Origin of the sequence: Emergencia timonensis (genome assembly GCF_900086585.1) — a bacterium.
Taxonomy (GTDB): domain Bacteria; phylum Bacillota; class Clostridia; order Peptostreptococcales; family Anaerovoracaceae; genus Senimuribacter; species Senimuribacter timonensis.
The window spans coordinates 736,152-761,127 of sequence record NZ_FLKM01000009.1; the positions used below are offsets into that span (position 1 = coordinate 736,152).

Here is a 24,976-nt window from a genome sequence, read left to right on the forward strand (position 1 = left end):
ATGTTAGACTGATTTTGTCCATCGGAGATGGCTAATCATCGCAAGTATGAAGCCGGATAAGATGCTGGGTGCGCCCAGGATTTTATTCGGCTTTTCTGTTGAAAAAAGAAAGGATGTATACCTGTGCAACAATCTGAACTTCCCTTCTGGTGATCCTGGCTGATCGTCAATTCCCTTTGGCATCGTCCCATCTTCTTTATGCAGGCCATGTCGGCCTTCGTCGCGCAGAATGTGGGAGCAAAAGAAATGAGCAGGGCGGGGAAGGCGCTGGGTTTTGGCATCTTTCCACGGCGACATGATGGCCTCCTGGTTTACTTTAGAATGCAGCCAAAACTGCAGTTCGAAGTGCTGTAAGTGCAGGACAACATTCATTGACCCTCGAATGGTTTTATGGTATGATGACATAAGGAGGGCGGAATGATGTTTAGAAAAGATAAAAAAGAATTTACAAAATTCGTATGTATCCTGTGCGGTTTAGTATTTAGCTTTGCTGCGATTATCCCTGTGACAATCTATCTTGTCAGCAAACGAAAAGAGGGATATAGATGAGCGACTACTTAGATAAATTAAGTGCCAACGGAGTCGACGTATCTGGCACCATGGAAAGATTTATGAATAACGAGGATTTGTACAAACGGATACTCAAGAAATTTACATCGGATACCAGCTTTGCCGATGCTGTCAGAGCGAGAGAAGAAGGAAACGATGAAGAAACGCAGATGCATATCCACACCCTGAAGGGTGTTTCTGCCAATCTGGGTTTGACGCCGATTTTTGCCATTACTGACGAGATGATGCAGCATTTTCGCAGCGGCGCGCCTCAGGCAGCTTATGATCTCTTCGGCCCATTGGAAGAGAAGTATCTGCAGTTGATGCATTTGATAGAGGAAATCTGAATAGTTAAAAAATTGGTATTCTGACTAGAAAAAATAATAAAATTGTTGTGCATATACTAAAATTGCTTGACTTTTTTGAATAGTATTACTAAAATAATCACGAAAGAAAGCAATGAGAACGGTTTATGAAATAAGTCATCAGAAAAACAGACAAAATGTAAGGGAATTTTGTCTGTTTTTTTGTTATGGGTCCAGGGAGAGGCGGACAGCACAAAGAAGGGCATCAAACAAAAAGTTATAAAACCTAAAAAATAATTTGACATTGATCATAGGATTCGTTAAAATAAATAGTATAATGGAAATAATGACAGATGAAGCAAAGGTTCGCATTGTTTTACAAAAGGAGATAAAGAATGGCTTATAGCAAATTTAGTGAAATGGTTGAAAAATGTAAGGAAAATCCGCATACAAAGACCGTCGCTGTCGCCGGTGCAGCAGATGAACACGTATTGTGTGCGATTATAGAAGCAGAGAAAATAAATCTTGTAAAGCCGATTTTGATCGGAAACGTGGCGGAAATTGAAACTGTACTCAGAAAGTTAGGCGAAGTTCCGAAGGATTATAAGATCATCAACGCCGAAACTGCGGCTGACTGCGGAATAGAAGCCGTTGAGCTGATAAAAAAGGGCGAGGCGGAATTCATTATGAAGGGGATGGTAGATACCAAGGACGTATTGAAACCTCTGGTCAAGAAAGAAAACGGTCTCCATACGGGCAGAGCGATGTGCGTATTCGCATATACCGAAGTACCGCAGATGAACAAATTGCTGGCCGTCTCCGATGGCGGTATGATTCCTTACCCTACCTTGGAGCAGAAACAGGACATCATATTGAACTGTGTGGAAGTTCTGCATAAATTGGGCGTCGAAAATCCATCTGTCGCAGTTTTGGCCGCCGTAGAGAAGGTAAATCCGAAAATGGTGGAAACTACCGACGCGGTTGCTCTGGTTGAGATGAATAAGAACGGTGAGATTCCGGGGTGCGATGTTGTTGGACCGATTTCCTTTGACATTGCCATGAGCAAGGAAATCGCTGCCGTCAAGAAATACGATTGTCCTTACTGCGGCGAATTTGATATGTTCCTGACACCTACGATTGCGGCGGGCAACATGATGCACAAGGCCATGGTCCTGTGCGGCGGCTCTAAGATGGCCGGCGTAGTAATCGGGGCAAAAGTGCCCGTTGTATTGACTTCGAGAAGCGCATCTACAGAAGAAAAATTTGTTTCTCTGGCGCTGGCTTCTTTGATTTCGTAAATCTGATTGAGCACTAAGAAAGGAGAAACACCGATGGACTATAGAATATTGGTCATCAATCCAGGGTCCACCTCCACGAAGGTCGCCGTTTATCTGGAGAGGGATCAGCAGTGGGTAGAGAGCATTTCCCATACACAGGAAGAGCTGGCCCCTTTTGCTGATATCTATTCACAGATGGACTTCAGAGCAGATCTGGTGAAAGAATGCTGTGAAGAACACGGCGAACGGATTGAAGACTTTGACGCTGTCGTAGGCCGAGGCGGTCTTCTGCCGCCAGTTCACACCGGCGCGTATGAGGTGAACAAATATATGCTGGACTGTCTGAAATATAGACCTCAACTGCACCATGCCTCTAACCTGGGCGCACCCATCGCTTACAGAATTGCGCAGAAGGCCAACTGCAAGGCCTATATCTACGATGCGGTGGCAGTAGATGAGATGGAAGAAATTTACAGAATAACCGGTATCAAAGATATATTCAGAATCGGCAGAGGCCATAATCTGAATATGAGGGCTGCAGTATTGAACCTCTGCGAGCAGAAAGTCATTGACTACAAAGATCACAACATCCTCAGCGTTCATTTGGGCGGCGGCATTTCCGTCGGACTCTTCGCACACGGCAGGCTGGTGGACATGATTTCTGATGACGAAGGACCATTTTCACCGGAAAGAGCCGGTGGACTTCCAGGCTACAGCCTGATAGATTACTGCTACGACGTATATGAAAATAAAGACGACATGATGAAACAGATGCAGAGAAAAGGCGGTCTGGTTTCTCACTTTGGCACTGCAGATTCCAGAGAGGTAGAGAGGCTGGTCTTAGCAGGAGATGAGCATGCGAAGCTGGTTTACGACGCGATGGCTCTGAATATTGCAAAGAATATTGCGAAACTGTCTGTCGACGTGAATGGAAAAATTGACTATATTGTTCTCACCGGCGGTATTGCGTATTCAAGCTATATCACAAAAGCCGTCAAAGAACGAGTCGAATTTATTGCACCAGTAGAAGTCATTCCTGGCGAAAAGGAAATGGATTCCCTGGCAAACGGAGCATTACGTGTTCTTACTGGCTTAGAAACAGCCAGAATTTTAGTAGAAGAGGAGTATTCCAATGTCTAATAACAAGAGATGGCTGTACCTGGGCGTAGGTACAATCTTACTGATTTTCTGTGGGTTGATTTACGGATGGTCTCTGTTTAAGGAACCATTTGGTCAAGTCTATCCTGACTGGTCTTTGTCCCAGTTATCCATGACGTTCACGATTTCTATGGTATTTTTCTGTTTAGGCGGATTCGTAGCAGGTAAATTATCGGCGAAATTAAAACCGAAATACATCATTATGATATCGGGCCTTCTGCTTCTGATAGGCTTTTTCGGTGTGTCCCGTTTGAATCCTGAAAATTCCGCTTCCAGCCTGACCATGCTCTATGTCTGCTATGGCGTTCTAGGCGGTACGGGCGTAGGCTTCAGCTACAACAGCGTTATTTCGACGATGAACAAGTGGTTTCCTGACAAGCCGGGTCTCGCATCTGGCATCATGATGATGGGGTTCGGCCTGGGCGCTCTGATTCTGGGCAGCGTGGCTACCAGCTTAGTTGCGAGCAAAGGAGTATTTACCACCTTTATGATTCTGGGCATTATCATCTTTGTTGTCCTGGTAGTCGGTTCTCTGTTTATAAAGAATCCGGAGGCGCCAAAGGGTGAAGGCGGGGCGGCTCCCGCGCTGGAAGGGATGACGACAGGCGAAATGCTGAAGACATCTTCTTTCTGGATTTTTATCATCTGGTGTATTATAGCCAACTCTGCCGGTCTGATGGTCATCAACAGTGCGGCGTCTATCGCAATCGCTTTTGGCGCACCGGCTATCGTAGGTATGGTGGTTTCCGTATTTAACGGGGCAGGGCGCGTTATCATCGGCGGTGTCTTTGACAAACTGGGAAGAAAAAATACCATGCTGATTAACATGGTCGTCATGGCTGTGGCCGGCGTATCTCTGTTTTTCGGAGCAAAGACTTCTGCGATGATATTGATCTTACTGGGCCTTCTGTGCATGGGTATTTCCTACGGCGGAAATCCAACGATTTCTTCTGCCTTTATCAATCGGGAATACGGACCGAAGCATTTCCCTGTAAATTTCAGCTTAGGAAATTTCTCTTTGATTCCGGCGGCAATCCTGGGACCGATGATTTCCAGCAAGCTGGTTGAGAGCGCAGGCGGAAAATATGACACCACATTTCTGGCCATCATCATCTGTGCGGCAGGCGCCTTCGTGCTTTGGATCGTACTCAATGGTGCATGCGGTAAGGATAAGAAATAGAATCATATATAAGAAATAGACATGCTGGACTGACGAGTGGCGAGAACGAGTTGGTCCGGCATGTTCTGCATTTAGCAAAGGGGTGATTTCATTGTCACATAAACCTTATATCAGGGAAATTGCCGGCAGTGATACTGCGGTTTTATTCATACACGGGATTTTGGGGACGCCAGAGCATTTTCGCGATTTTATTCCTCTCGTTCCCGCCTCCTGGTCGATTTTTAATATTCTTCTGGATGGACATGGGAAAACGGCCAAAGACTTTTCTCATTCATCCATGGAGCAGTGGAAGAGTCAGGTCAGCCGTATCATGCATCATCTGAGCGAACAGTACGATCATGTTCTCATTGTGGCCCATTCCATGGGGACGCTTTTTGCCCTTTCAGAGGCAGTCGCCCACCGGGAAAAGGTGAGAGGATTATTTTTGATGGCAGTGCCGCTAAAACTTTTTCTGCGGGCTTCTGCCCCGCTTAACTCTTTGAAAGTCATCTTTGACCGCGTATCTGAAGAGGATGCCGTAGCTGTAGCAGCCAGAAACGCTTACAGTATGGAGCCCAGCAGGAAAGTCTGGTCTTATGCGGGATGGCTGCCTCGTTATATGGAATTGTTCAAGGAAATCAAAAGAACGAGAGGACTGCTGCCTTTGCTGGATGTTCCCTGCTATGTTTTTCAGTCTGAAAATGATGAGCTAGTCTCTATGAACACCATCAGATATCTGCAGGGCAACAGAAAAGTGGAAGTCTCTGTCCTGCGCAGGTCGAGACACTTTTACTACCACCCGGAGGACTACGCTTATCTGCTGGAAGGGTTTCAATCCTTTGTAGAGCGGAATCTGTATTAAGCATGTTTAAAAGCTGGCAGATGCAGTTGAAACTGTCGGCAACAAGGGCAGGCGTTTATGCAATAGAAAAATATGCAAAAAACCATTGACAATCTTAACTGTAACATTTATAATTACAGAAAAGGATAACTGTAAATAACTAAGTAACAGATTAGGAGGATGGAGATGAAAAAATGCAGGAAAATTGCAGGTGTTTTAGTTGTGGTGATGATCGCTGTGCTGACCATGGCTGCCTGCGGCAGTGATACACAAGACGTGGAGCCGGCAGACAAAAGAAGCAGCGCAGGATTTGAAGATTTTGAGGGTGAACTTCTGGGCGGCGGCGTAGTTACAGAGGATATTTTTGCAAAAGCAGATTTGACCATGGTCAACGTCTGGGCGACTTACTGCGGACCGTGTATCGATGAAATGCCGGACCTGGGGAAGATTTCTAAGGAATATCAGGATAAAGGCTTTCAGATTGTCGGTATCGTCAGCGACACCTACGATGCAGAGGATGCAACGGCCAAAGAAATCGTTGAAGAGACCGGCGCCGATTATAGTCATATCGTCTTAAACACGGATTTAGTGAATGGCCCATTAAAGGATGTCCAGGTCGTGCCGACGACCTTCTTTGTGGATAAGAACGGAAATCAGGTGGGCCAGGTGATTACAGGTTCCAAAAGCGAGTCGAACTGGAAAAAAATCATCGACGATCTACTGCGTCAGATTTAGGAGGAGGCATTATGAGAAGAACGCTATTTGCCGGTGCTCTGGCGGTCTCTGGTATCATATTTATTGTTGCTGGAGCTATGCGGGGAGAGATGGCAACTGTATTTATGAAGGCGACAAAAATATGTCTGGAGTGTATCGGAATTGGTTAAAGTGATTAAGAAGACGAGAGATAGAACGAGATTATGGGTACAGATAGTCTTTACAGCCGTGACCAACGGTTATCTGATCGGATTTGTGCAAGGAAAGATCTATACCGGTCCGACAAAGAATTTCTGTGTGCCCGGACTTAACTGCTATTCTTGCCCGGGCGCATTGGGCTCCTGTCCCATCGGCTCATTGCAGGCAGTGCTGGGGAGCCGAGATTATAAATTTTCCTTTTACGTCATCGGCTTCTTGCTGCTGTTCGGTTCTCTTTTAGGAAGATTTGTATGCGGCTGGCTCTGCCCTTTTGGGCTTGTACAGGACCTGTTTTACAAGATCCCATTTGTGAAGAAAATGAAAAACTTGCCGGGACACAATGTCCTTAAATGGCTGAAATACGTAATTTTGCTTGTATTTGTCATCTTGCTCCCGCTCTTTGCAGTAGACATGTTCGGGCAGGGAAAACCCTGGTTTTGTGAATACATCTGCCCTAGCGGGACTTTGGCGGGCGGGATTCCTCTCGTCCTTGCCAGTGAACCGCTGCGGCAGACCATCGGTTTTCTCTACGCCTGGAAGATGGCGATTCTCATCATCTTGGTTTTGCTGTCAGTGATGGTATACCGGCCATTTTGCAAATACCTGTGCCCGTTGGGCGCGGCATACGGCCTGTTTAACCCCATTGCCTTTCAGCGATTTGAGGTAGAGACGGCAAAGTGCGTAAAATGCGGTAAGTGCCAGGATGCCTGCAAAATGGACATTAACGTATGGGAGAACCCCAACAGCCCAGAATGCATCAGGTGCGGCGATTGTATCAAAAACTGCCCGACAGGGGCGTTACGGAAAAGGAGAAAAAATGACAAGTGAATTTACCATAGCAGTGCATGCACTGGTGTTTTTAAATCACAAAGGTGAAACGCTGGATAGCGAGACTCTGGCGGAAAACGTCTGTACCAACCCTGTGCGGATCAGAAAAGTGATGGCAAAGATGAAAAAAGCCGGTTTTGTGACCACGAAAGAGGGGGTCAAAGGCGGATATTCTATGGCCAAGGATGCAAAAGAAATCAACCTCTGCCAAATTGGAGACGCTTTAGACGTGGACTTCGTCAAAGCATCCTGGAAGTCCGGTAATCCTGAGATGAAATGCCTGATTGCTTCTGGTATGGCTGGGATTATGGACGGAATCTATGAAGGACTCAATGAAGAGTGCAGAGCACGACTCAAATCAATTACCATCGAGGATATTAATCAAAAGATTTTTAAGGAGGATTGACCATGAAAAAGTATGATGCAATTATGATTGGATTTGGTAAAGGCGCAAAGACACTGGCGGGCAAACTCGCCGCTGGAGGCAGCAAAGTAGCCATGATTGAAAAAGACGCTGGAATGTACGGAGGCACCTGCATCAACGTGGGCTGTATTCCTTCTAAATCTTTGGTCAGAAGTTCAGGTTTGGCGGCTCTCGAGACAGAAGCTTCATTTGAAGAAAAGGCTGAAAAATACCGTCTGGCTATTGAAGAGAAACGTCGTCTGACAGATATGCTTCGCCGAAAAAATTATGGCAAACTAGCCGATAATCCCAATATTGACGTGATTTTGGGCAAGGCTTCTTTTGTTTCCAATACAGTAGTGCAGATCGTAACGGATCAGGAAACTGTCGCCATTGAGGGGGAAAAGATCTTTATCAACACCGGCGGTACACCGGTCATTCCGGCCATCGAAGGTTTGGCTGATAACCCTTATGTCTATACGAGTGCGTCTCTGATGGATTTGGACCAGTTGCCAAAACATCTGGTCATCATCGGCGGTGGTTATATCGGATTAGAATTTGCATCGATGTATGCAGGTTTCGGGGCAAAGGTTTCTGTCGTCCAGGATGGAGAGGTTTTTATTCCGAGAGAAGATAGAGACATCGCCGACGCGATAAAAGAGGTCCTCGAAGAAAAAGGCGTCAGCTTTTACTTTGGCGCTAAAACAGAGAAAGTTACAGCTCAAAGCGGTCAGGCAGAAGTCCTTTTAAACTGGAGGGGTGAAGAGACTGTTCTTCAAGGGGAGGCGGTTCTCATCGCAACTGGCAGAAAAGCCAATACTGCAGAACTGCAGGCTGACAAGGCAGGTGTGGAATTAGACAAGCGAGGCGCCGTCATCGTAGATGAGAATCTGAAGACTACGGCAGAAAATATCTGGGCTATGGGTGACGCCAAGGGAGGCCTCCAGTTTACATATGTTTCATTAGATGATTTCCGCATCATCTGGTCGCAGATGAACGGCGGGCAGTATTCACAGGCGGGAAGAAAAAATGTGCCCTACAGCGTATTCCTCACCCCGTCCTTCTCAAGAGTTGGACTGAATGAGGAAGAAGCACGCAAAGCCGGATACCGCGTAAAAATAGCCAAGCTGCCGGCAGCAGCCATTCCCAAGGCACAGGTGCTGAAAAATCCGCAAGGTCTGTTAAAAGCGATCATTGACGCTGATACCAATCAGATTCTCGGCGCGATGCTCTTTTGTGAAGAATCTTATGAGATGATTAATACCGTGAAACTGGCCATGGATTTAGGCGCAGATTATCATGTGTTAAAAGATCAGATCTTTACACATCCGACCATGAGTGAAGCCCTCAACGATTTATTTGAGATATAAGGGGCGGTTCAGGAGTTTAAAATTATGTGTCAGACCCTGTTTGGAGTCATAAAATGAGTTCTCTGCACATATATATAAGTGTATGTTAAAATAAATTAGGCGACGTGTTGTTTGTTTGGGGAACGCTCAGTCCTGTTGCCCGCAAGTGACGCGTCTTTTTATGTAGTAGAGAGAAGGGGGAAATCATTTGTACGAAACTGGTGATTTAATAATCTATGGAAACGAAGGCGTATGTAAAGTGGATGCCATTGGAATGCCTGATATTCCTGTGCTGGGGAAAAAAAGATTATACTATACACTTTTGCCGCAGTATCAGGAGGGGAAAATCTTCACACCTGTTGACACCAAGATATTTATGCGGCATGTGATTACAAAGGAAAAGGCTGAAGAATTAATTGCGGATATTCCTTCTGTCAAAGCGGAAATATATGAGAATAACAACATGAGATTTCTCAGCGAACATTATCAGTCTTTCTTTGACTCTCATGAGTGTAAGGACCTTTTGAAATTGGTCCGGGACGTCTATTTGAAGGAATGTGACGCAAAAGAGCGCGGTAAAAAACTAGGCCAGGTAGACGAAAAATATATGAGGCGGGCCGAAGAACTGCTTCATGGTGAACTGGCTGTGGCGCTGGGGATTCCCAAGGAAGACGTCAAAGAGTATATAACGAAATCGGTAGAAGAAGAAAATTAACCGACATATCGGTATTGAAAATAATATTCTTATGATGAGCAAAGCACCATCGGCAGCATAGTTCTGCCAATGGTGCTTTTTTCATGCATCTTATTCCGTACGAAGCGCCGCTACTGGATCTTTCTTCGCCGCGTTCTTTGACGGTATGAAGCCGCCGATCAAAGTGAGCAGTACACTGAGTACGATGAGTATTATAGCACTGACTGCCGGCAGAGCCGCATTGACATCGGTTGTGTCTGTCAGCGCGTGAATGGCAGCATTACCAGGAATCAACAGTAAGAGTGAAATAGCGATCCCGATGCCTCCAGAACAAAGTCCTACAATAAAGGTCTCTGCGTTGAACACCTGCGTAATATTTCGTTTTGACGCGCCGATAGCCCGCAGAATGCCGATTTCTTTCGTTCGCTCTAAAACAGAGATATAAGTGATGATGCCGATCATGATTGACGACACGAGCAGCGAAACAGCGACGAAGGCAATTAATACGTATGAAATGATGTTGATAATCGTCGTCACTGATGACATCAAAAGCTCTGCATAGTCCGTATACGTGATTTGATCGGCCTTCTTCGCAGATTGATTATAGCTTTCAATACAGCCCGAAACGGCGTCTTTATCTTCAAAACTGTCTGTATAGATATTGATCGCTGAAGGTGCGTCCAGGCTGACGACACCGAAGGTGCTCAAATTATCATCATAGCTTCCGCTGGAAATATAGTTGTCATAGATTGATAACAGCACGTCATCCTCAGGATTCTGCAGATACGAGTCCAGCGCAGATGCCAGCTCCTCTTCGCCCATAGCCATCATCTGAGAAGCCCTGGCCGGATCGTTGGAATAGACGGACTGAAGTATTTCTTTGGCCAATTTGGCCTTCTCAGAAACGCCCAGATTTTCCAGGTAAGTTTTCGCATCGGCAACTTTGTTGTCGTCGTCGCCGGGATCAAAGATCATACCGCTGAGGACGTTGACCTTCTTATCTTTTTTCTGCGCCTTTACGACGGCGCTGTCATCTGTATAATCGATGAGATAATCGGTCAAAGCCTTGGTATAACCCAGCGGCGCAGAGAGGGAGGCGCTGGCAGCATCTTCCTTTGGTCGGATGATGCCTTTTATTTTCAGCTTGACTGCGTCCTGCAGCCGCGACTTCAGTTCGGCTTTGTCCTCTGAAATGGAATCAAAGGTGTCGTTTTCGTTCTTCTCATAGGTGTCACAAGCGGGAAGCAGATAAAAGTCTTGTTTACAGATATCTTCATAACTCCAGCTTTCCGTCTCTAACTTGACTTTTTTGCCGTCTGCAATCTTTTCCATCAATTTGTCGTATGCTGAAGAGGGAAGGATTCCCAGCTCATAGAGAGTCTCTGTAGAAATCTCATTGTTTTCGTCCAGGATTAAGACGAGTTCATCATAAGATGATGGCCATGCGCCGTAGAGGACGTCGTAACTGTCCGTGATGGCCGTGCTGATCATCGCCTCGCCACTGCCTGGAATCAATTCTTCAAAGTTTTCCGTGGTTTCGGAAGAATTACCCATCGCCTCACTCATATGGGTCATGTCGCCCATAGCAGATTTCGCAGCTTGTTTTCCCTCTGACAGAGTGCTGCCATCGGTATTGAGCAGGACGTCATCAGAATCGTAGGTATAGACGCTGAACTTCGTATCGTAGGAATAGACGATGCCATTTTCCCCTACATACTGGCTGATCTCACTGTCCGGATCGTCCAGATATTTTTTAAAGGCAGTCAGATTGTTCTCTACAATACTGGTAGCTGCTTGGGAAGCCTTTTCCACGCTTTCCCCGTTGGAGTACACCCCGTCCAGAGCGTGGTTCAGCTTATCGGTGTTGTGTGGTGTTACACTGCCCAGCATGCTGGTCATATCTATGGACTCCTCCTGAATAGATATGGGATAAGCTGTCATGGTACTCTTTTGAATGTCGGTAATATAGATGTTGACACCGTTTGAGAGAGCCAGAATCAGAGCGATACCGATGATGCCGATGGAACCGGCAAAGGCTGTCAACAGGGTGCGGGTCTTTTTTGTCCGCAGATTATTGAAGCTCAGCGATAAAGAAGTACGAAATGACATGGATGATTTTCCCATATTTTGATACTTCGGTGCGTTTAGCGAGGTTGTATCAAGTTCAAATGGAGCGGAATCGCTGATAATTTTGCCGTCCCGCAGCTTTACGATACGAGTTGCGTAAGTTTCAGCCAGCTCTGGATTGTGTGTTACCATGACCACCAGCCGGTCTTTGGCTACGCCCTTTAATAACTCCATAATCTGTACGCTGGTCTCTGTGTCTAAGGCGCCGGTAGGCTCATCAGCCAGCAAGATATCCGGATTATTGACCAGGGCTCTGGCGATGGCGACACGCTGCATTTGACCGCCGGACATCTGGTTTGGTTTCTTATGAAGCTGATCGCCAAGTCCCACCTCATCCAGGGCCTGTGCGGCGCGTTTTCGACGCTCTGATTTTGAAATTCCCGAAATTGTCAGCGCCAGTTCTACATTTGCCAACACCGTTTGATGAGGAATCAAGTTATAGCTTTGGAATACAAATCCTATGGTATGGTTGCGATAGGAGTCCCAATCCCGATCCTCGTATTCCTTTGTTGAGATTCCATTGATAATCAAATCACCGCTGTCGTAGCGGTCCAGACCGCCGATGATATTGAGCAGTGTCGTCTTTCCTGAGCCGCTTGGGCCCAGAATGGCGACAAACTCATTGTCACGGAGATTTAACGAGACCTCCTTTAACGCAGTCTGCGTCAAATCCCCGGTTGTGTATTGTTTGCTGATATGCTCTATTTGAAGCATTTCCCTTCACCCCTTTTCTACTTCTTTGCCACAATATCTATTCTAACCCATTTTTATAAACTGAAAATAAACAATGAGAAGTTTATTTTCAGTTTATTTTTATGCTATACTGTAAGCAGTATAAAAAGGAGGCAGAAGAGATGTTTCAGATACTGGTTGTAGAAGATGACAGGAGCACGCGCATGCTGATGAAGGCGGTGCTCAGCCATGGAGGATATGAAGTCTTTGAGGCAGAAGACGGTTTAGCAGCACTGGAGGTGACGGACCGGCAGCATATCGATTTGATTGTTCTCGATGTCATGATGCCGAAGATGGACGGGTATGCGTTCACGGAACAGCTGCGAGACTGTGGGGATAATACGCCGATTCTCATGATTACGGCTAAGCAGCTCCCAGAAGAGAAATGCAGAGGTTTTCTGGTTGGAACCGATGATTATATGGTCAAGCCGGTCAACGAAGAGGAAATGCTGCTGCGGATCAAAGCGCTGCTCCGTCGGGCAAAGATTGCCAATGAGCGAAAGCTGCGTGTCGGCAAGGTTCTTCTCGACTATGATGCCTTGACTGTATCGAAAGACGGCAGCAGCCAGACTCTGCCGCAGAAGGAATTTTACTTGCTGTACAAGCTGCTCTCATACCCAGGACAGATTTTTACCAGATTACAACTGATGGACGAGGTTTGGGGCATGGAATCTAATTCGGCTGACACTACGGTCAACGTCCATATTAACCGCCTGCGGAAGAAGTTTGAAGGCTGGCCTGAATTTGAGATTATCGCCATCCGTGGAATTGGCTACAAGGTGGTGATTCTTTGATATTCAGAGAAAAGAAGAGATTTCAAAAACTGGAACTGTCTCTGCTGTTTGCCTTGATTGTCTTTTTCATCATGCTGCTGACGATACTTCTGGTATTTGGCGGCATGTATTTTCTCTTCCGCCTGCAAATCGTGACAGGGCTTCAGCTTAAGAGTCTGCCTCTGCTTTTATTTGCCCTAGTCAGTCTGATAACGGGCACCGTCCTGGCTGCCATGGTGAGCAAATGTCCCCTGTCACCTCTGCGCAAAATCATGAAGGCGACGGACAGAATTGCCGCGGGAGATTACAGTACGAGGATTTATTTCAAAGGACCGCTCGAGTTCAAGCAGCTCAGCGAAAGCTTTAATCACATGGCGGAGGAAATCGGCAGCGTAGAGATGCTGCGTCACGATTTTGTCAATAACTTCTCTCACGAGTTTAGGACGCCTATCGTTTCTATTCGCGGTTTTGCCCGCATGCTGAAGCGGGACGATTTGACGACCGATGAACGAAATGAATATTTGGATACGATTATCGATGAATCAGAACGGCTTGCAGAACTAGCTTCAAATGTGCTTAATCTATCCAAAATTGAGCGGCAGTCTATTCTGGCTGATAAAAAACACTATAACGTCAGTGAACAGCTTCGTCTGGTTATCGCCCTTCTTGACCGCAAGTGGAGTGATAAACATATTGACATAACTTTTGATTGTGGAGAAATCTTTCTCTATGGCAGTGAGGACTTGCTGAAGCAGGCCTGGATAAATCTTCTCGATAACGCCATTAAATTTTCGCCTGACTACGGAACAATTTCGCTTGCAATTCATCTGCAAGGGCAGACTGTTGTTTTTTCCTTTGCTGATCAAGGTGAGGGAATGAGTGAAGAAACAGCCGCCCATATCTTTGATAAATTTTATCAAGGGGACACCTCTCATGGCACAAAAGGAAATGGCCTGGGGCTTACCATTACGAAAAGAATCATCGAACTGCACGGTGGAAGTATTGCAATCGCCAGCACAGGGAAAGAGGGGACCGTATTTGAAATCAGACTGCCGCAAGATAGGAATATGGAGATGTAAATGCCGATTCTATTTTTAGTTGCTTATTTGTGGTATAATGAACGCACAATCTTACGACGTTGTCGCAAGGAAGCGTTCATTGAATCATGTGCTGCGATTGTAATTAAAAAAGTATATGGCATCATATTTGAAATATTAGCGGGAAAAAGTTGTGTATAAGGGTAAGGGGCTTGCTCTTTGGGAAAGGAGAGGAACTATGGAGGACAGCAAGATCGTAGAACTATACTGGCAGCGATCTGAAGCGGCTATCTCAGAGACAGCGAAGAAATACGATAAATACTGCAACCACATAGCCTACAACATTCTTTACAATTCGGAAGACGCAGAAGAATGTGTAAATGATACTTATATGAGAGCCTGGAATGCTATTCCTCCTCATAAACCGAGCAGATTGTCTACTTTTCTGGGTAAAATTACGAGAAATCTGGCTTTGAATAAATACAAGGGATACAACACCCAGAAACGCGGTGCAGGACAAACCGATCTGGTTCTGGCGGAGCTAGAGGAATGTTTATCCACTAATGGAAAGGTAGAGGATTTGGTGGACGAGATGGTCTTGGTGGATGCAATCAATCGATTTCTGGCAGGACTGCCGAAGGCGAACAGGATGGTATTCGTCAGGCGATACTGGTATATGAATTCTATCAAAGAAATCTCAGACCAGTTTGCTATGAATCCCAATAAAGTGACCACCATGTTATTCAGAATGAGAAACGATTTAAAACTTCATCTTGAAAGTGAGGAGATACACTTATGAAAAGCGATAAATTTTTATCGGCGATAGGCAATATAGACGATGATTTTATTGAAGAAGCGGCAGAGTTTAAAAGTCCGCAGGCGAAGCGGCCGATCAGAAAGCTGTGGGTCAGATACGGCAGCCTGGCGGCTTGTCTGCTCATTGCCGTCTTTACTTGTGTACATTTTTGGCCGGCGGAGGAATCAAAGCCAATCTCAGGCGATAACGGACAGAAAACGGTTTTAAATCTGCCGAAGCTGACCATCGATACCAATCACCCTCCAAAGGAAAATGTAACAAAGAAAGCGGCTGGTGAATCTCTACTGGACGACGGAAGCCCTTGGAGTGAAACACTGGATGTAAAAGAGATGCCCGTATACAAGAACACGATGTTTACTGCAGCAGAAGGTGAATCGGCGCCTATCGATGAAAAGGAATTGAAGGACCAGGTCGAAATGATAGCGGCAAGTCTTGATGCAGAAGTACAGGATATCAATTACGATAAAGGGCAGGAAAGCGGTATTGACAACGCTGAAGATGGAACGACTGCTGCTACAGCCTACAAGGCTACGGCGACTACAGATATAGGAGAGATTTCTGTGACTAGCGATCATCACACAGTGATTAACTTTTTTCAAAGTGTAGAAGTGCCAGAAGAATACCGTTACCCTCCTGCAGAAATGAATAAAGTGGAAGCGGAATCTGTGTCAGAATATTTGTTGGAGGCATACGGCAGTCTCTTGTCGTTTAAGAACCCAAAGCAGTCAACCTCTGCTGTATATGATGAAACGGGGAACCTCAAATGGATTATCAAAGGTTATGACGACGTGGGAGACAGCAAGGATGAAATCATCAACTACAGCATGAAGAAAATGATCTTTGAAACCGATGAAACGGGGAACTTGAAATCAATTACCTTAAACGACAGTCTGTCCAGCAGTAGAAAAATAGACAGTTACCCGATTATCAGCGCGAGTGCAGCAAAGAAGCTTCTGAAAAAGGGAAATTATATTACCTTTGGAGACAACCCGCTGCCGGCTATAGAGCAGATTGAAAACGTCAATTTAGTCTACTTGACGGGTAGAACCTTCGAGACATTTCTTCCGTACTATTCATTTGATATCAGAAGCCAGGATACAGAAAGTGAGACGAGCGGTTTGGCGCAATACGCAACTTACTATGTTCCGGCTGTGAAAGGAGAATATATCTCCAATATGCCAAATGCAGCTGAATAAGATGCATTTTAAATAGACGGTAACACAAAGGACTGATGATCCATTTGTGCTGCTGTCTCTTTTTTATAACATAGGAAATATTGTCCGGAGGACGTATTTCCTATGTTTCAAGAAACGTACTCTGCGAAGAGTCGCCCCTTGTGGGCGACATAAGTGCATAGAAGCACCGCTTCGTTATGCACTCGGTTTTTATAATTGTGTGCCCCTTTGCGGAACATTCGCATAAGATAAACCTGGGGTGTAATTATGGTAAGAAAAAAAGGAATCGATGTGAGTTATTGGAATGGATGGCTCACAGAAAAACAATATAAGAAAATTAAAAAAAGTAATATAGAGTTTGTCATAGCCAGATCTGGCGGCTATCGCGGAACGATGGTAGACAGTACCTTTGACAACAACTACAGACAGTCCAAGGCGGCGGGATTGGATTTCGGCGCCTACTATTATTCCACGGCAGTGAACACGAGACAGGCGAAACTAGAAGCCAGGCATGCAGTCAGACTTTGCCGTGGCAAGAAGCTGCAATATCCAATTTGGATGGATGTAGAGGATGCTGCTACCCAGGGCCGTCTTTCTAAAACGGCTTTGACCAGAGTCATCAAAGCCTTCGTAAAGGAAGTGAAAAGATTGGGATATCCCTGCGGCGTATACGCTTCCTACTACTGGTTGACAGAGAAAATCGGCAGTCTCTCCGGTATCGATGTATGGGTTGCACAATACAACTCCCATACAAACTACCGGAAGCCGGCTATGTGGCAATTTTCCAGTGGAGGAAAATTCTCTGGCGTGCCAGGCACCTTTGACCTGGACTGGAGTTATAAGGATTATACGGGTGATTCTGGCTCAGAGGAACCGCCAGAGAAAAAAGAGCCTTACCCTGGACCGCTCTCTCTGCCTTTCAGAGGTTATTTTAAACGGGGCGATAAAGGCCGCAAAGTTCGAGAACTGCAGCGTTTTCTCAACTGGTGCGGCAGGGATCTAAAAGTCGACGGTGTTTATGGCGATAAAACCATTGCCGCCGTAAAATGGTTTGAACGAAGGAATGGCCTCTATGTAGACGGTCTTTTCGGCAGAGCATGTCTAAAAAAAGCGAAAGCTATGAAGAAATAATCATAAGCAATCAGTTTTCTGTGCCGGTAACAATTTGCCGGCACAGAGTTTTTGACCCAAAGTAAGAATTGTATGATAAAATATACATAGGAGAACACTGTCACCACTGAAGATTGGAGGCATACTATGAGAATCATTTATATCATAACAGGCGCAAATGGATTTCTTGGCAACAATATCATCAGACAGTTAAGCGACGAGTCCTGTGAGATAAGAGCCTTGATTTTACCGGGCGAATCTACTGCTGCATTGAAGGGGCTGAACTGCAGCATATATGAAGGAGATATTACTGATCTCCAAAGCTTAAGGGAGCTGTTTGATGTAGAAGCCGGGGCCAAAGTATATGTGATTCACTGCGCGGGTCTGGTTTATATTAAAACGAAGTACAATCCGGCTGTCCAACGGGTTAACGTCGACGGAACAAAAAACATCGCAGAGATGTGCCTTGAGACGGGGGCGAAGCTTGTATATGTAAACAGTGTACATGCCATTGCGGAGCCGCCAGAGGATGTGATAATTGCAGAGTCAGATTGTCTTGATCCAGAACGTGTAATAGGGCTTTATGCCAAAACAAAGGCGGAGGCGGGAGCCTATATATTAGAAAAAGTGCGGCAGGGTGGACTTTGTGGCTGTATCGTGCAGCCTTCGGGCATGATTGGCCCTTATGATTTCGGAAGCAGCCACCTGACGCAGATGGTTTTGGACTTCCTGGAGGGTCGCTTAAAAGCTTGCGTGAGAGGAGGCTACGATTTTGTGGACGTGCGTGATGTAGCGGACGGAGCCATCAAAGCCTGCAAATTTGGCAGAAGCGGCCAGTGCTACATATTATCGAACCAATTCTTTACCATTAGAGATTTTCTGAATCAGATTGCTGAGATCAGCGGGAAGAAAAAAATCTCTCTCGTTCTGCCCATGGGTCTGGCAAAAGTCACAGCGCCACTGTCGGAAATCTACTATAAATTACTGCGGCAGCCGCCTCTGTATACCAGATATTCACTCTACACTCTGACAGCAAAATCATCCTTTTCCAACGAAAAGGCCAGGAGGGAACTGCACTATTGTAATCGGCCCATGGAGGAAACCATAACGGACACTGTCTGCTGGTTGATGGAGAATAAACGATTGACGATAGGAAAATGATGTGCTATTCTGTAAAAGATAATATGTGTTCTTTCTTCGGAAACGAGTTTTACTCTACTGGCGGTACAGCCCGCGAGCAATACGCTAATTCGGTTTAATTCCGAAGCCAACAGTTAGTCTGGACGGGAGAAGAAAGCTTTCGGTTATATGCAACTGGATGCGTTTTTCTCTTTTTGTTTACGAGAGTCTCATTAGACGATTTCGCATGCATCCGGTAAATAAACCTTCTAATCTTTTAGATGGATTTGTTTTCTAGGTGCTTTTTTCATGCAGAGAAAAGGGGGAAACAAGTTCAAATATCAACGTAAAGGAGTAATTCTAATGAACCAGCAAAAAGAAGAACGAAACCCATTGGAAACAGAACCCATTACAAGATTAATCGCCAAATATTCTATACCGACGGCTTTAACGCTGATGGTCAATTATCTCTATAATATTGTCGACCAGATCTTTGTAGGGCAGGGGGTAGGTGTTACCGGCATGGCGGCTACAAACGTTGCCTTTCCTTTGACCATCATCGCTATCGCTATCGCGCTGTTGATTGGAGACGGCTGTGCAGCAAATATCAGCCTTTGCCTGGGAAGAAAGCAACAGGAAATAGCCGACCGAACTGTCAGTCACGCGGTGACACTGCTCATTGCTTCCGGTGTCGTAATTTTGCTGCTTTGCAGTATTTTGGCGCCTCAGATTGTCACCCTATTCGGCTCTACGGATACAGCCTTTCAGTCCTCTCTGACTTATACGCGCACCATCGCCTGGGGACTGCCGTTTCTGATGTTCAGCTCGGCGCTTACTGCTATCATCAGAGCAGATGGAAATCCCCAGTATACCATGAAATGCATGATGGTCGGTGCTGCAATTAATTTGGTATTAGATCCTATTTTCATTTTTGGTCTGAAAATGGGCGTTTTTGGTGCAGGCATCGCAACGGTTATCGGTCAGGCGGCGGCAGGTTTGCTCTGCTTTGCTTATGTGAAAAAACTAAAGACCGTGCACATCTTAAAATCTGCTTTAAAGCCCACTTGGCAACTTACTAGGCAGATTTTCGCGCTGGGATTTCCAAGCCTGCTGACGCAGATTATGACTGCAGTGGTGCAGATTACCATGAATAATCTGATGACGATTTACGGTGCGCAAAGCGTTTATGGCAGCGATACAGCTCTTTCTGCTTACGGTATGATGATGAAGGTCTATCAAATTGCCCATTCCATGTTTGTCGGTGTCTCCTCTGCGACACAGCCGATCAACGGCTACAACTTCGGAGCAAAGCTTTATGACAGGGTGAAGCAGACTTACAAACTGGCGGCTGTGATTGCATTGATTGTCTCTGTGGTGTGGTTCGCAATCTATCAGTTGTTCAGTAAGCAGATCGGCATGCTCTTTGTGTCTGGAGATGCGCTCTATGCAGACTGCGCCCAGCATATTTTCCGGATTTATATGATGGCCTTTTTTCTCTATGGATTACATATGGTCACAGCCTCTTTTTTACAGGGAATTGGCAAGCCGGTCAAAGCGTTGCTCATTCCGCTTTCAAGACAGGCGATCTTTCTGATTCCGCTGGCCATCATCTTATCTGGCAAATTTGGCTTAGACGGCGCGCTGTTTGCAGCGCCTATTGCGGATACCCTGGTCTTTGTCTTATCGCTGGCACTTGCGGCAGGGGAGTTCAGAAGCTGGAAACATCAGCAAATTTCGTGAGAAAGATAATTAGCAGACCTGTCAAAAGGAATTCTCTGCATACAGTGGCGGGAATGTCTTATGGCCTCACTGGTTATGACTTCCCACTATGAACCTCTGCCTGGATTACAAATGCTTTACCTGCCGCCACGGTCTTTTTGTGCTTTTTGACTGATTTTACTCGGTTCTGCACAAAACCGCTGTGCGGTTCCTCTCCTGACGGGATAAATCTAGGAGTAGGAGGGGGATTTTTTTGCACCTGGTTATTTTTAGAGGATATTATACCCCTGATTATCACAAAAAGTTGCTGAAAAAGTAACTGAAAGTGTGTTCATCACTGTTCTAAACTGTATTTGCCAGCTTGTCTATATTGGAGGCGCCTTTTATTGCGACCAAATTTGTGCAGAAAAAGTAGAAACATGGCAAAAAGCACAAAATGATCGTGATGAACTGTTCAGCAACTTGTTTCTGGAGTATAGAAAAGAGGGGCTGTAGCTGCGGCCGACTTAATCCGTCAACTGTGCGATAGCCTTTTCTTATTAGTATCGCCTAGGGGAGTTACGCAGTCTGCCTGCAGACTGCCGTCTCTAGGGAACGCTGTATAAACGTTGAAAAATACACAATTTTGTAATATCTGGACGATGATTTATCACTATTTTATCACTTTAGTTATCAGTAAGCAGAGCTATTATCTTGATTGCATTCAGCTTGTCATCAGTATCAACATTGATGTAATAGTTACGAGTTACGTTAATATCTGAGTGACCCATAAGCGCTGCAACAGTCTGTATTGGAACTCCTTTTTTAGCAAGGCTTATTCCAAAGGTATGACGGTATACATGAAATGACCGACAGGTGACCCCGAACTTCCTATATAACCGATTACATGCAGTTCGTATGGAATGCTTATCATAAATATTCCCAGTTTTTGTGGTGAAGATATATTCAGTACGATATCCATTTTCCATCATCTCAGCCTTATGCCACTTCTTGTAATAATGGCAGCCCAGCAATATCTGACTGCTTGAGATTATTGTTATAAGCGTTTACATATCTTGTCTTAGTGGAATCTGAGTACCTGGAGTCTTTCAAAAATGCCTCTTTGATAAAAGTGTCCATCATTTCGCCGAAAAATAGAGTCTTGTTAGTGACACCCTTTTTCTGATTGTCCATAAAGGCTTCGAATTTAGCCTCTGCTTCGGTTTTATTCTTGCCGTAGAATGGTTTTATAGTCATCAACCCAAACGCCCTTAGAATTGAGTTTTTTTCCTATCTTGCGTTTGATGCGGTAATAGTCTTTTCCATGGATGGTGCAGTTCGTCTTGCTGGCCATGTAATCACACTCCTTCGGAAGGGTATAAAATGTTTAATCCTTTCATTTCAGTAATTTGGCATCTTTTATCATTTCAACTGAAGGATTGTCAATTAATGAATTTAACTGATTGATTGCTGCTTGATTTAGCCTAATAAGCCTATCGTGCTGAGGAACCCCATCTTTTATTAGTTCAGCATTATAGCTTTCCAGATTGGTAAGAACAATTAGTTGTTCTAAAGTTGCACTGTCACGAATATTATCTCCTCGTTTTGCATTTGGGTTTTTATCACGCCATTCTTTTGCTGTCATCCCAAATAGAGCAACATTCAAAACATCTGCCTCGTTTGCATATGTGAAACCTTGTTCTTTTTTTGAAAGGTCTTCAGGAATGAGATGCTCTTTAATTGCATCGGTATGTATCTTATAATTTGTTTTTGATAGAGTTCTTCGCAGATTCCAATCCAGGGAGAGTCTGCTGTTCTCATCTTCTTTTAAGCGTTGATAATCTTTGATAATATACAGCTTGAACTCTGGAGATATCCAAGATGCAAATTCAAAGGCGATGTCTTTATGCGCAAAAGTGCCGCCATACCGACCTGATTTAGAACGAATACCAATTGCGTTTGTAGATGCTATCCATTTCTGGGGGGATAGTACAAAGGAGTTTGAGCCTGACTCAATTCTAAACTGGTCGAAATCGACCAGTTTAAAATTAGGATTATTCATTCTTTCCCATAATCCGAGAAATTCTATTGTGCTTCGACTACGTAACCAGTTTTTTATTATATCAGCTGGAAATTCAGGATTTCGCTTTTTGGCAATGTCTGTAAGCGAGATATAATCATCATCATTTCCAACAGAAACGACAGTAATTTCCACACCAGCAGCTTTGATTTTATCTTTAAATTCTTTTTTTGTCATAATTAATCTCCTGTACTATATTATATATTTTGATTACTTAGTCGATGATGCATATTCATTAGTAACATCGCTTGCAGGGTTGAAAGCCCATATTTAGAGCTTCTTCAAGCGTTACCTGGCTAGGGTTATTCATGTTGCTACAGTTTGGATTGTTGTGATATTTTGAGCCAGTTTGAGGTATGTAAACGTAAGTTTGAGGAACCTCCTGCTTCTGGTTTTGTTGAGCTTCTTCTTTTTCACGTTTTTCCTCGAGTTTTTTCAGTCGTTCTTCCTCAGCCTTTTTCTTAGCAGCTTCTTCTTTAGCCTTTTTGATTTTTTCTTTATCTACAACTGTAATTTTGATTTTCTGGCTTTTTACTCCGTTATCAGCAACTATATAAATATAAGCTTCGCCTTCTTTATGGGAACTGATCTTGCCGGAATCAGAATCACCAGAAAAGGTAATGACGGCATCATTTGATGTTTCAAAAGAAAGATCAACAGCGCTTGCTTCATCAGGAGTGATAGAAAACGTAATATCCTGTTCATCGTTGATGTCCATTTCCTGCTCTGGTATCTGCAAGGATATACTTTCTATGTCCGGTTCAGAAGGCGCAGCAAAGGCTAGAATGATACCTATGATAATTAGCCCTATTGAAATTATAAAGCCTAAACTCTTTTTCTTTGGAGTGTTCGGAATTCCCTCGGAGGTTGCAGGGTTATCCTTCCTTGAATTTTTCAAACCGATAATTGAAAGACCCATAAAACCTGCAATCATGGTTAACATGGCAATGCCTAATAAATCCGGACCTTCTGTAAAAATTACGATTAATCCGCCGAATGTAGTAAACCCTAGAACACCGATAAGAACGCTAAAAAGGATTGTTTTAACGGTGCGCTTGCCTTTATTAGGCTTTTTAGGAATTCTATTTTTTGGAGGATTAGGTGGCGCTCCTTCTACATTTGAACCAACTCTTGAATTACGATTAGAAGTTTTGTCGGTAGAAGCACCTATTTTAGAGGTCTCTGTGTAAGACAGCCCTGTGCCGGGAATTCCCACTGTAGTAGTCTTTCTCCCCTTGGAATTCACTGATACATGAGCGCCTTTAACGCCGGCAGTAATACCTATGCTTTTTTTGTTGATGTTGAGTTTCACTCCTGGGGCAATTTTTATACTCTTTCTAAAACGTGTTGCCATAGCTTCCTTCTTTCTTAAATATTATCACAATAATTCTTACATTGATGGGTTAGATTATTAAAGTAGCACTTAAGATGTTTTAGCTTCTTATTACCATCGCCACGATTAGGGTTACTATTAGATTAATCCTTTTCTCTTTCATTTTGAACCTTCTTTCTTTTATTTTATGCCTAACTTTTAGAGGCAGTTCATTGTTTGAATTCAGGGGTGTAGGTACGTCTTGGGCGACGCTGTTTTTTCTCGGACAGGATGATATTTCCTTTCCTTCGTATGACTTTATTATATATGCCCTTAAAATATCTGTCCAGTTTATTGTAGCCTATCTATTTGCCAGAAGATGAAAAAATGAAAATATTCAAATGATTGACTTTAAAAAATATTTTCAGAGAATATATAAAGAGACTGGGTGTAATTATAAAAAATGGCTAGATAATATAACCAAATGCGGAAAGGCAACCGGAAACACTGAAATCTATTTTTTTGGACATTCCTTGGATGTTAGTGATAAAGATATACTGAAAGAGTTGATCATGACCGATACGATACATTGCGTGTTTTATTATCATAACGCTGATGCACGAAGACAACAGATTGCAAATCTAGTAAAAGTTATTGGACAAGATGAATTAATAAAACGGAGTGGTGGATTGAATCAAACTATACGGTTTGTCAATATTGACTCATATGGAGAATAATGGGCAGTCCTGTCTATTTCGTACCTGAAAAGTATTGAAATAGACAGGTTAGATAAGGCGAAAATTATCACTTTTTTATCACTAAAGTTTTGGAAGAGTATTAAAATATGAATATTAATACGAAAAATGTGAATATATATCAAAAATATCGAAGTTCTATAGATGTTGCAATTCCAACGAAAAACAAAAGAACCGCTGTTTATCAACGGTTCTTTTTCTGTATTGGTATCGCCTAGGGGAGTTACGCAGTCTGCCTGCAGACTGCCGTCCTGCGCAGCCCCGTACAGGCTGCTTGGACCGCTCGCTACGCACCAGTTCGCAGAACTGGTGCGTTACCGCTCGCGCCCTTTCGGGTTCGACTCCCCTGCGGCTTTTATGCATAAACAAAATAGACTGACATAAAGTCAGTCTATTTTCTTTGGTATCGCCTAGGGGAGTTACGCAGTCTGTCTGCAGACTGCCGCCCTGCGCAGCCCCATACAGGCTGCTTGGACCACTCGCTACGCACCAGTTCGCAGAACTGGTGCGCTACCGCTCACGCCCTTTCGGGTTCGACTCCCCTAGACTCTAATATAAAGTACAGAAAAAACAGCACCCGATGGATGCTGTTTCTCTGTATTGGTATCGCCTAGGGGAGTTACGCAGTCTGCCTGCAGACTGCTTGCAGACTGCCGTCCTGCGCAGCCCAGTACAGGCTGCTTGGACCGCTCGCTACGCACCAGTTCACAGAACTGGTGCGCCACCGCTCGCGCCCTTGCGGGTTCGACTCCCCTGCGGCTTTTAT

26 protein-coding genes and 1 riboswitch are annotated in these 24,976 nt (G+C 44.5%); of the genes, 20 read left to right on the forward strand and 6 right to left on the reverse strand.

Going from position 1 to position 24,976, the window contains the following annotated elements; genetic code table 11:
* Positions 1-3 precede the first annotated feature (3 nt).
* Positions 4-297 (reverse strand): hypothetical protein, encoded by a 294-nt coding sequence (locus tag BN6539_RS14370; RefSeq protein WP_067539975.1) that lies wholly within the window; start codon positions 295-297, stop codon positions 4-6.
* 120 nt (positions 298-417) lie between these two features.
* Between BN6539_RS14370 and BN6539_RS23120 the strand changes: the two genes are divergently transcribed.
* The 12 genes from BN6539_RS23120 to BN6539_RS14425 all read left to right on the forward strand — a co-directional run bounded on the left by BN6539_RS23120 (position 418) and on the right by BN6539_RS14425 (position 9,496).
* A complete protein-coding gene (locus tag BN6539_RS23120) occupies positions 418-549 on the forward strand; it encodes a hypothetical protein (protein ID WP_264473432.1) in 132 nt (43 codons plus the stop codon).
* Positions 546-896 (forward strand): Hpt domain-containing protein, encoded by a 351-nt coding sequence (locus BN6539_RS14375; protein ID WP_067539978.1) that lies wholly within the window; start codon positions 546-548, stop codon positions 894-896. The genes BN6539_RS23120 and BN6539_RS14375 overlap by 4 nt, the downstream gene beginning before the upstream one ends.
* Before the next feature lie 353 nt (positions 897-1,249).
* Complete coding sequence (locus BN6539_RS14380) at positions 1,250-2,152, forward strand: phosphate acyltransferase (protein WP_067539981.1); 903 nt, start codon at positions 1,250-1,252, stop codon at positions 2,150-2,152.
* 33 nt (positions 2,153-2,185) lie between these two features.
* Complete coding sequence (buk, locus tag BN6539_RS14385) at positions 2,186-3,271, forward strand: butyrate kinase (protein WP_067539983.1); 1,086 nt, start codon at positions 2,186-2,188, stop codon at positions 3,269-3,271.
* Positions 3,264-4,469 carry an MFS transporter gene (locus BN6539_RS14390; RefSeq protein WP_067539985.1) on the forward strand — a complete coding sequence of 402 codons (1,206 nt, stop codon included), beginning with the start codon at positions 3,264-3,266 and terminating at the stop codon, positions 4,467-4,469. The genes buk and BN6539_RS14390 overlap by 8 nt, the downstream gene beginning before the upstream one ends.
* 91 nt (positions 4,470-4,560) lie before the next feature.
* Positions 4,561-5,310, forward strand: coding sequence for an alpha/beta hydrolase (locus BN6539_RS14395; protein ID WP_067539988.1), 750 nt, complete (start codon positions 4,561-4,563; stop codon positions 5,308-5,310).
* A gap of 165 nt (positions 5,311-5,475) precedes the next feature.
* On the forward strand, positions 5,476-6,024 hold the full coding sequence (locus BN6539_RS14400; RefSeq protein WP_082907542.1) for a TlpA disulfide reductase family protein: 549 nt from the start codon (positions 5,476-5,478) through the stop codon (positions 6,022-6,024).
* An 11-nt stretch (positions 6,025-6,035) separates the two neighbouring features.
* Positions 6,036-6,173, forward strand: coding sequence for a CD1871A family CXXC motif-containing protein (locus tag BN6539_RS14405; RefSeq protein ID WP_067539994.1), 138 nt, complete (start codon positions 6,036-6,038; stop codon positions 6,171-6,173).
* Complete coding sequence (locus BN6539_RS14410) at positions 6,166-7,029, forward strand: 4Fe-4S binding protein (protein WP_067539996.1); 864 nt, start codon at positions 6,166-6,168, stop codon at positions 7,027-7,029. The genes BN6539_RS14405 and BN6539_RS14410 overlap by 8 nt, the downstream gene beginning before the upstream one ends.
* Positions 7,019-7,435 (forward strand): RrF2 family transcriptional regulator, encoded by a 417-nt coding sequence (locus BN6539_RS14415; RefSeq protein ID WP_067540000.1) that lies wholly within the window; start codon positions 7,019-7,021, stop codon positions 7,433-7,435. Before BN6539_RS14410 ends, BN6539_RS14415 begins: the two co-directional genes overlap by 11 nt.
* A gap of 2 nt (positions 7,436-7,437) precedes the next feature.
* A complete protein-coding gene (locus BN6539_RS14420; protein WP_067540003.1) occupies positions 7,438-8,802 on the forward strand; it encodes an FAD-dependent oxidoreductase in 1,365 nt (454 codons plus the stop codon).
* A gap of 187 nt (positions 8,803-8,989) precedes the next feature.
* Entirely contained in the window at positions 8,990-9,496 is a 507-nt protein-coding gene (locus tag BN6539_RS14425) for a CarD family transcriptional regulator (RefSeq protein WP_067540006.1), read from the forward strand.
* 90 nt (positions 9,497-9,586) lie between these two features.
* On the opposite strand, the gene BN6539_RS14430 is transcribed toward BN6539_RS14425, so the two are convergent.
* Positions 9,587-12,316 (reverse strand): ABC transporter ATP-binding protein/permease, encoded by a 2,730-nt coding sequence (locus tag BN6539_RS14430; protein ID WP_067540008.1) that lies wholly within the window; start codon positions 12,314-12,316, stop codon positions 9,587-9,589.
* A gap of 140 nt (positions 12,317-12,456) precedes the next feature.
* Between BN6539_RS14430 and BN6539_RS14435 the strand changes: the two genes are divergently transcribed.
* The 7 genes from BN6539_RS14435 to BN6539_RS14465 all read left to right on the forward strand — a co-directional run bounded on the left by BN6539_RS14435 (position 12,457) and on the right by BN6539_RS14465 (position 20,105).
* Positions 12,457-13,128, forward strand: a complete 672-nt coding sequence (locus BN6539_RS14435) for a response regulator transcription factor (RefSeq protein WP_067540010.1) — start codon at positions 12,457-12,459, stop codon at positions 13,126-13,128.
* A complete protein-coding gene (locus BN6539_RS14440; protein WP_242869419.1) occupies positions 13,125-14,186 on the forward strand; it encodes a HAMP domain-containing sensor histidine kinase in 1,062 nt (353 codons plus the stop codon). Before BN6539_RS14435 ends, BN6539_RS14440 begins: the two co-directional genes overlap by 4 nt.
* A gap of 196 nt (positions 14,187-14,382) precedes the next feature.
* Positions 14,383-14,943, forward strand: coding sequence for an RNA polymerase sigma factor (locus BN6539_RS14445; protein WP_067540013.1), 561 nt, complete (start codon positions 14,383-14,385; stop codon positions 14,941-14,943).
* On the forward strand, positions 14,940-16,157 hold the full coding sequence (locus tag BN6539_RS14450) for a hypothetical protein (RefSeq protein WP_067540015.1): 1,218 nt from the start codon (positions 14,940-14,942) through the stop codon (positions 16,155-16,157). The genes BN6539_RS14445 and BN6539_RS14450 overlap by 4 nt, the downstream gene beginning before the upstream one ends.
* 246 nt (positions 16,158-16,403) lie before the next feature.
* Positions 16,404-17,267 (forward strand): GH25 family lysozyme, encoded by an 864-nt coding sequence (locus BN6539_RS14455; RefSeq protein ID WP_067540018.1) that lies wholly within the window; start codon positions 16,404-16,406, stop codon positions 17,265-17,267.
* A 126-nt stretch (positions 17,268-17,393) separates the two neighbouring features.
* Positions 17,394-18,407, forward strand: a complete 1,014-nt coding sequence (locus tag BN6539_RS14460; protein ID WP_067540021.1) for an NAD-dependent epimerase/dehydratase family protein — start codon at positions 17,394-17,396, stop codon at positions 18,405-18,407.
* A gap of 28 nt (positions 18,408-18,435) precedes the next feature.
* A riboswitch (FMN riboswitch) is annotated at positions 18,436-18,545 on the forward strand.
* Between the two features lie 183 nt (positions 18,546-18,728).
* Positions 18,729-20,105 (forward strand): MATE family efflux transporter, encoded by a 1,377-nt coding sequence (locus BN6539_RS14465; RefSeq protein ID WP_067540024.1) that lies wholly within the window; start codon positions 18,729-18,731, stop codon positions 20,103-20,105.
* A 644-nt stretch (positions 20,106-20,749) separates the two neighbouring features.
* Here BN6539_RS14465 and BN6539_RS23480 read toward each other — a convergent pair.
* The 4 genes from BN6539_RS23480 to BN6539_RS14485 all read right to left on the reverse strand — a co-directional run bounded on the left by BN6539_RS23480 (position 20,750) and on the right by BN6539_RS14485 (position 23,497).
* Positions 20,750-21,055, reverse strand: coding sequence for a tyrosine-type recombinase/integrase (locus BN6539_RS23480; RefSeq protein ID WP_067540027.1), 306 nt, complete (start codon positions 21,053-21,055; stop codon positions 20,750-20,752).
* 7 nt (positions 21,056-21,062) lie between these two features.
* Positions 21,063-21,320 (reverse strand): hypothetical protein, encoded by a 258-nt coding sequence (locus BN6539_RS14475; RefSeq protein WP_067540030.1) that lies wholly within the window; start codon positions 21,318-21,320, stop codon positions 21,063-21,065.
* 139 nt (positions 21,321-21,459) lie between these two features.
* Positions 21,460-22,320: a KilA-N domain-containing protein gene (locus BN6539_RS14480; protein WP_067540033.1), complete on the reverse strand. Its 861-nt coding sequence runs from the start codon at positions 22,318-22,320 to the stop codon at positions 21,460-21,462.
* A gap of 58 nt (positions 22,321-22,378) precedes the next feature.
* Complete coding sequence (locus tag BN6539_RS14485) at positions 22,379-23,497, reverse strand: DUF4236 domain-containing protein (RefSeq protein ID WP_067540036.1); 1,119 nt, start codon at positions 23,495-23,497, stop codon at positions 22,379-22,381.
* Between the two features lie 359 nt (positions 23,498-23,856).
* On the opposite strand from BN6539_RS14485, the gene BN6539_RS14490 reads away from it, so the two are divergent.
* Entirely contained in the window at positions 23,857-24,192 is a 336-nt protein-coding gene (locus BN6539_RS14490) for an AbiH family protein (protein WP_067540039.1), read from the forward strand.
* Positions 24,193-24,976: the final 784 nt, after the last annotated feature.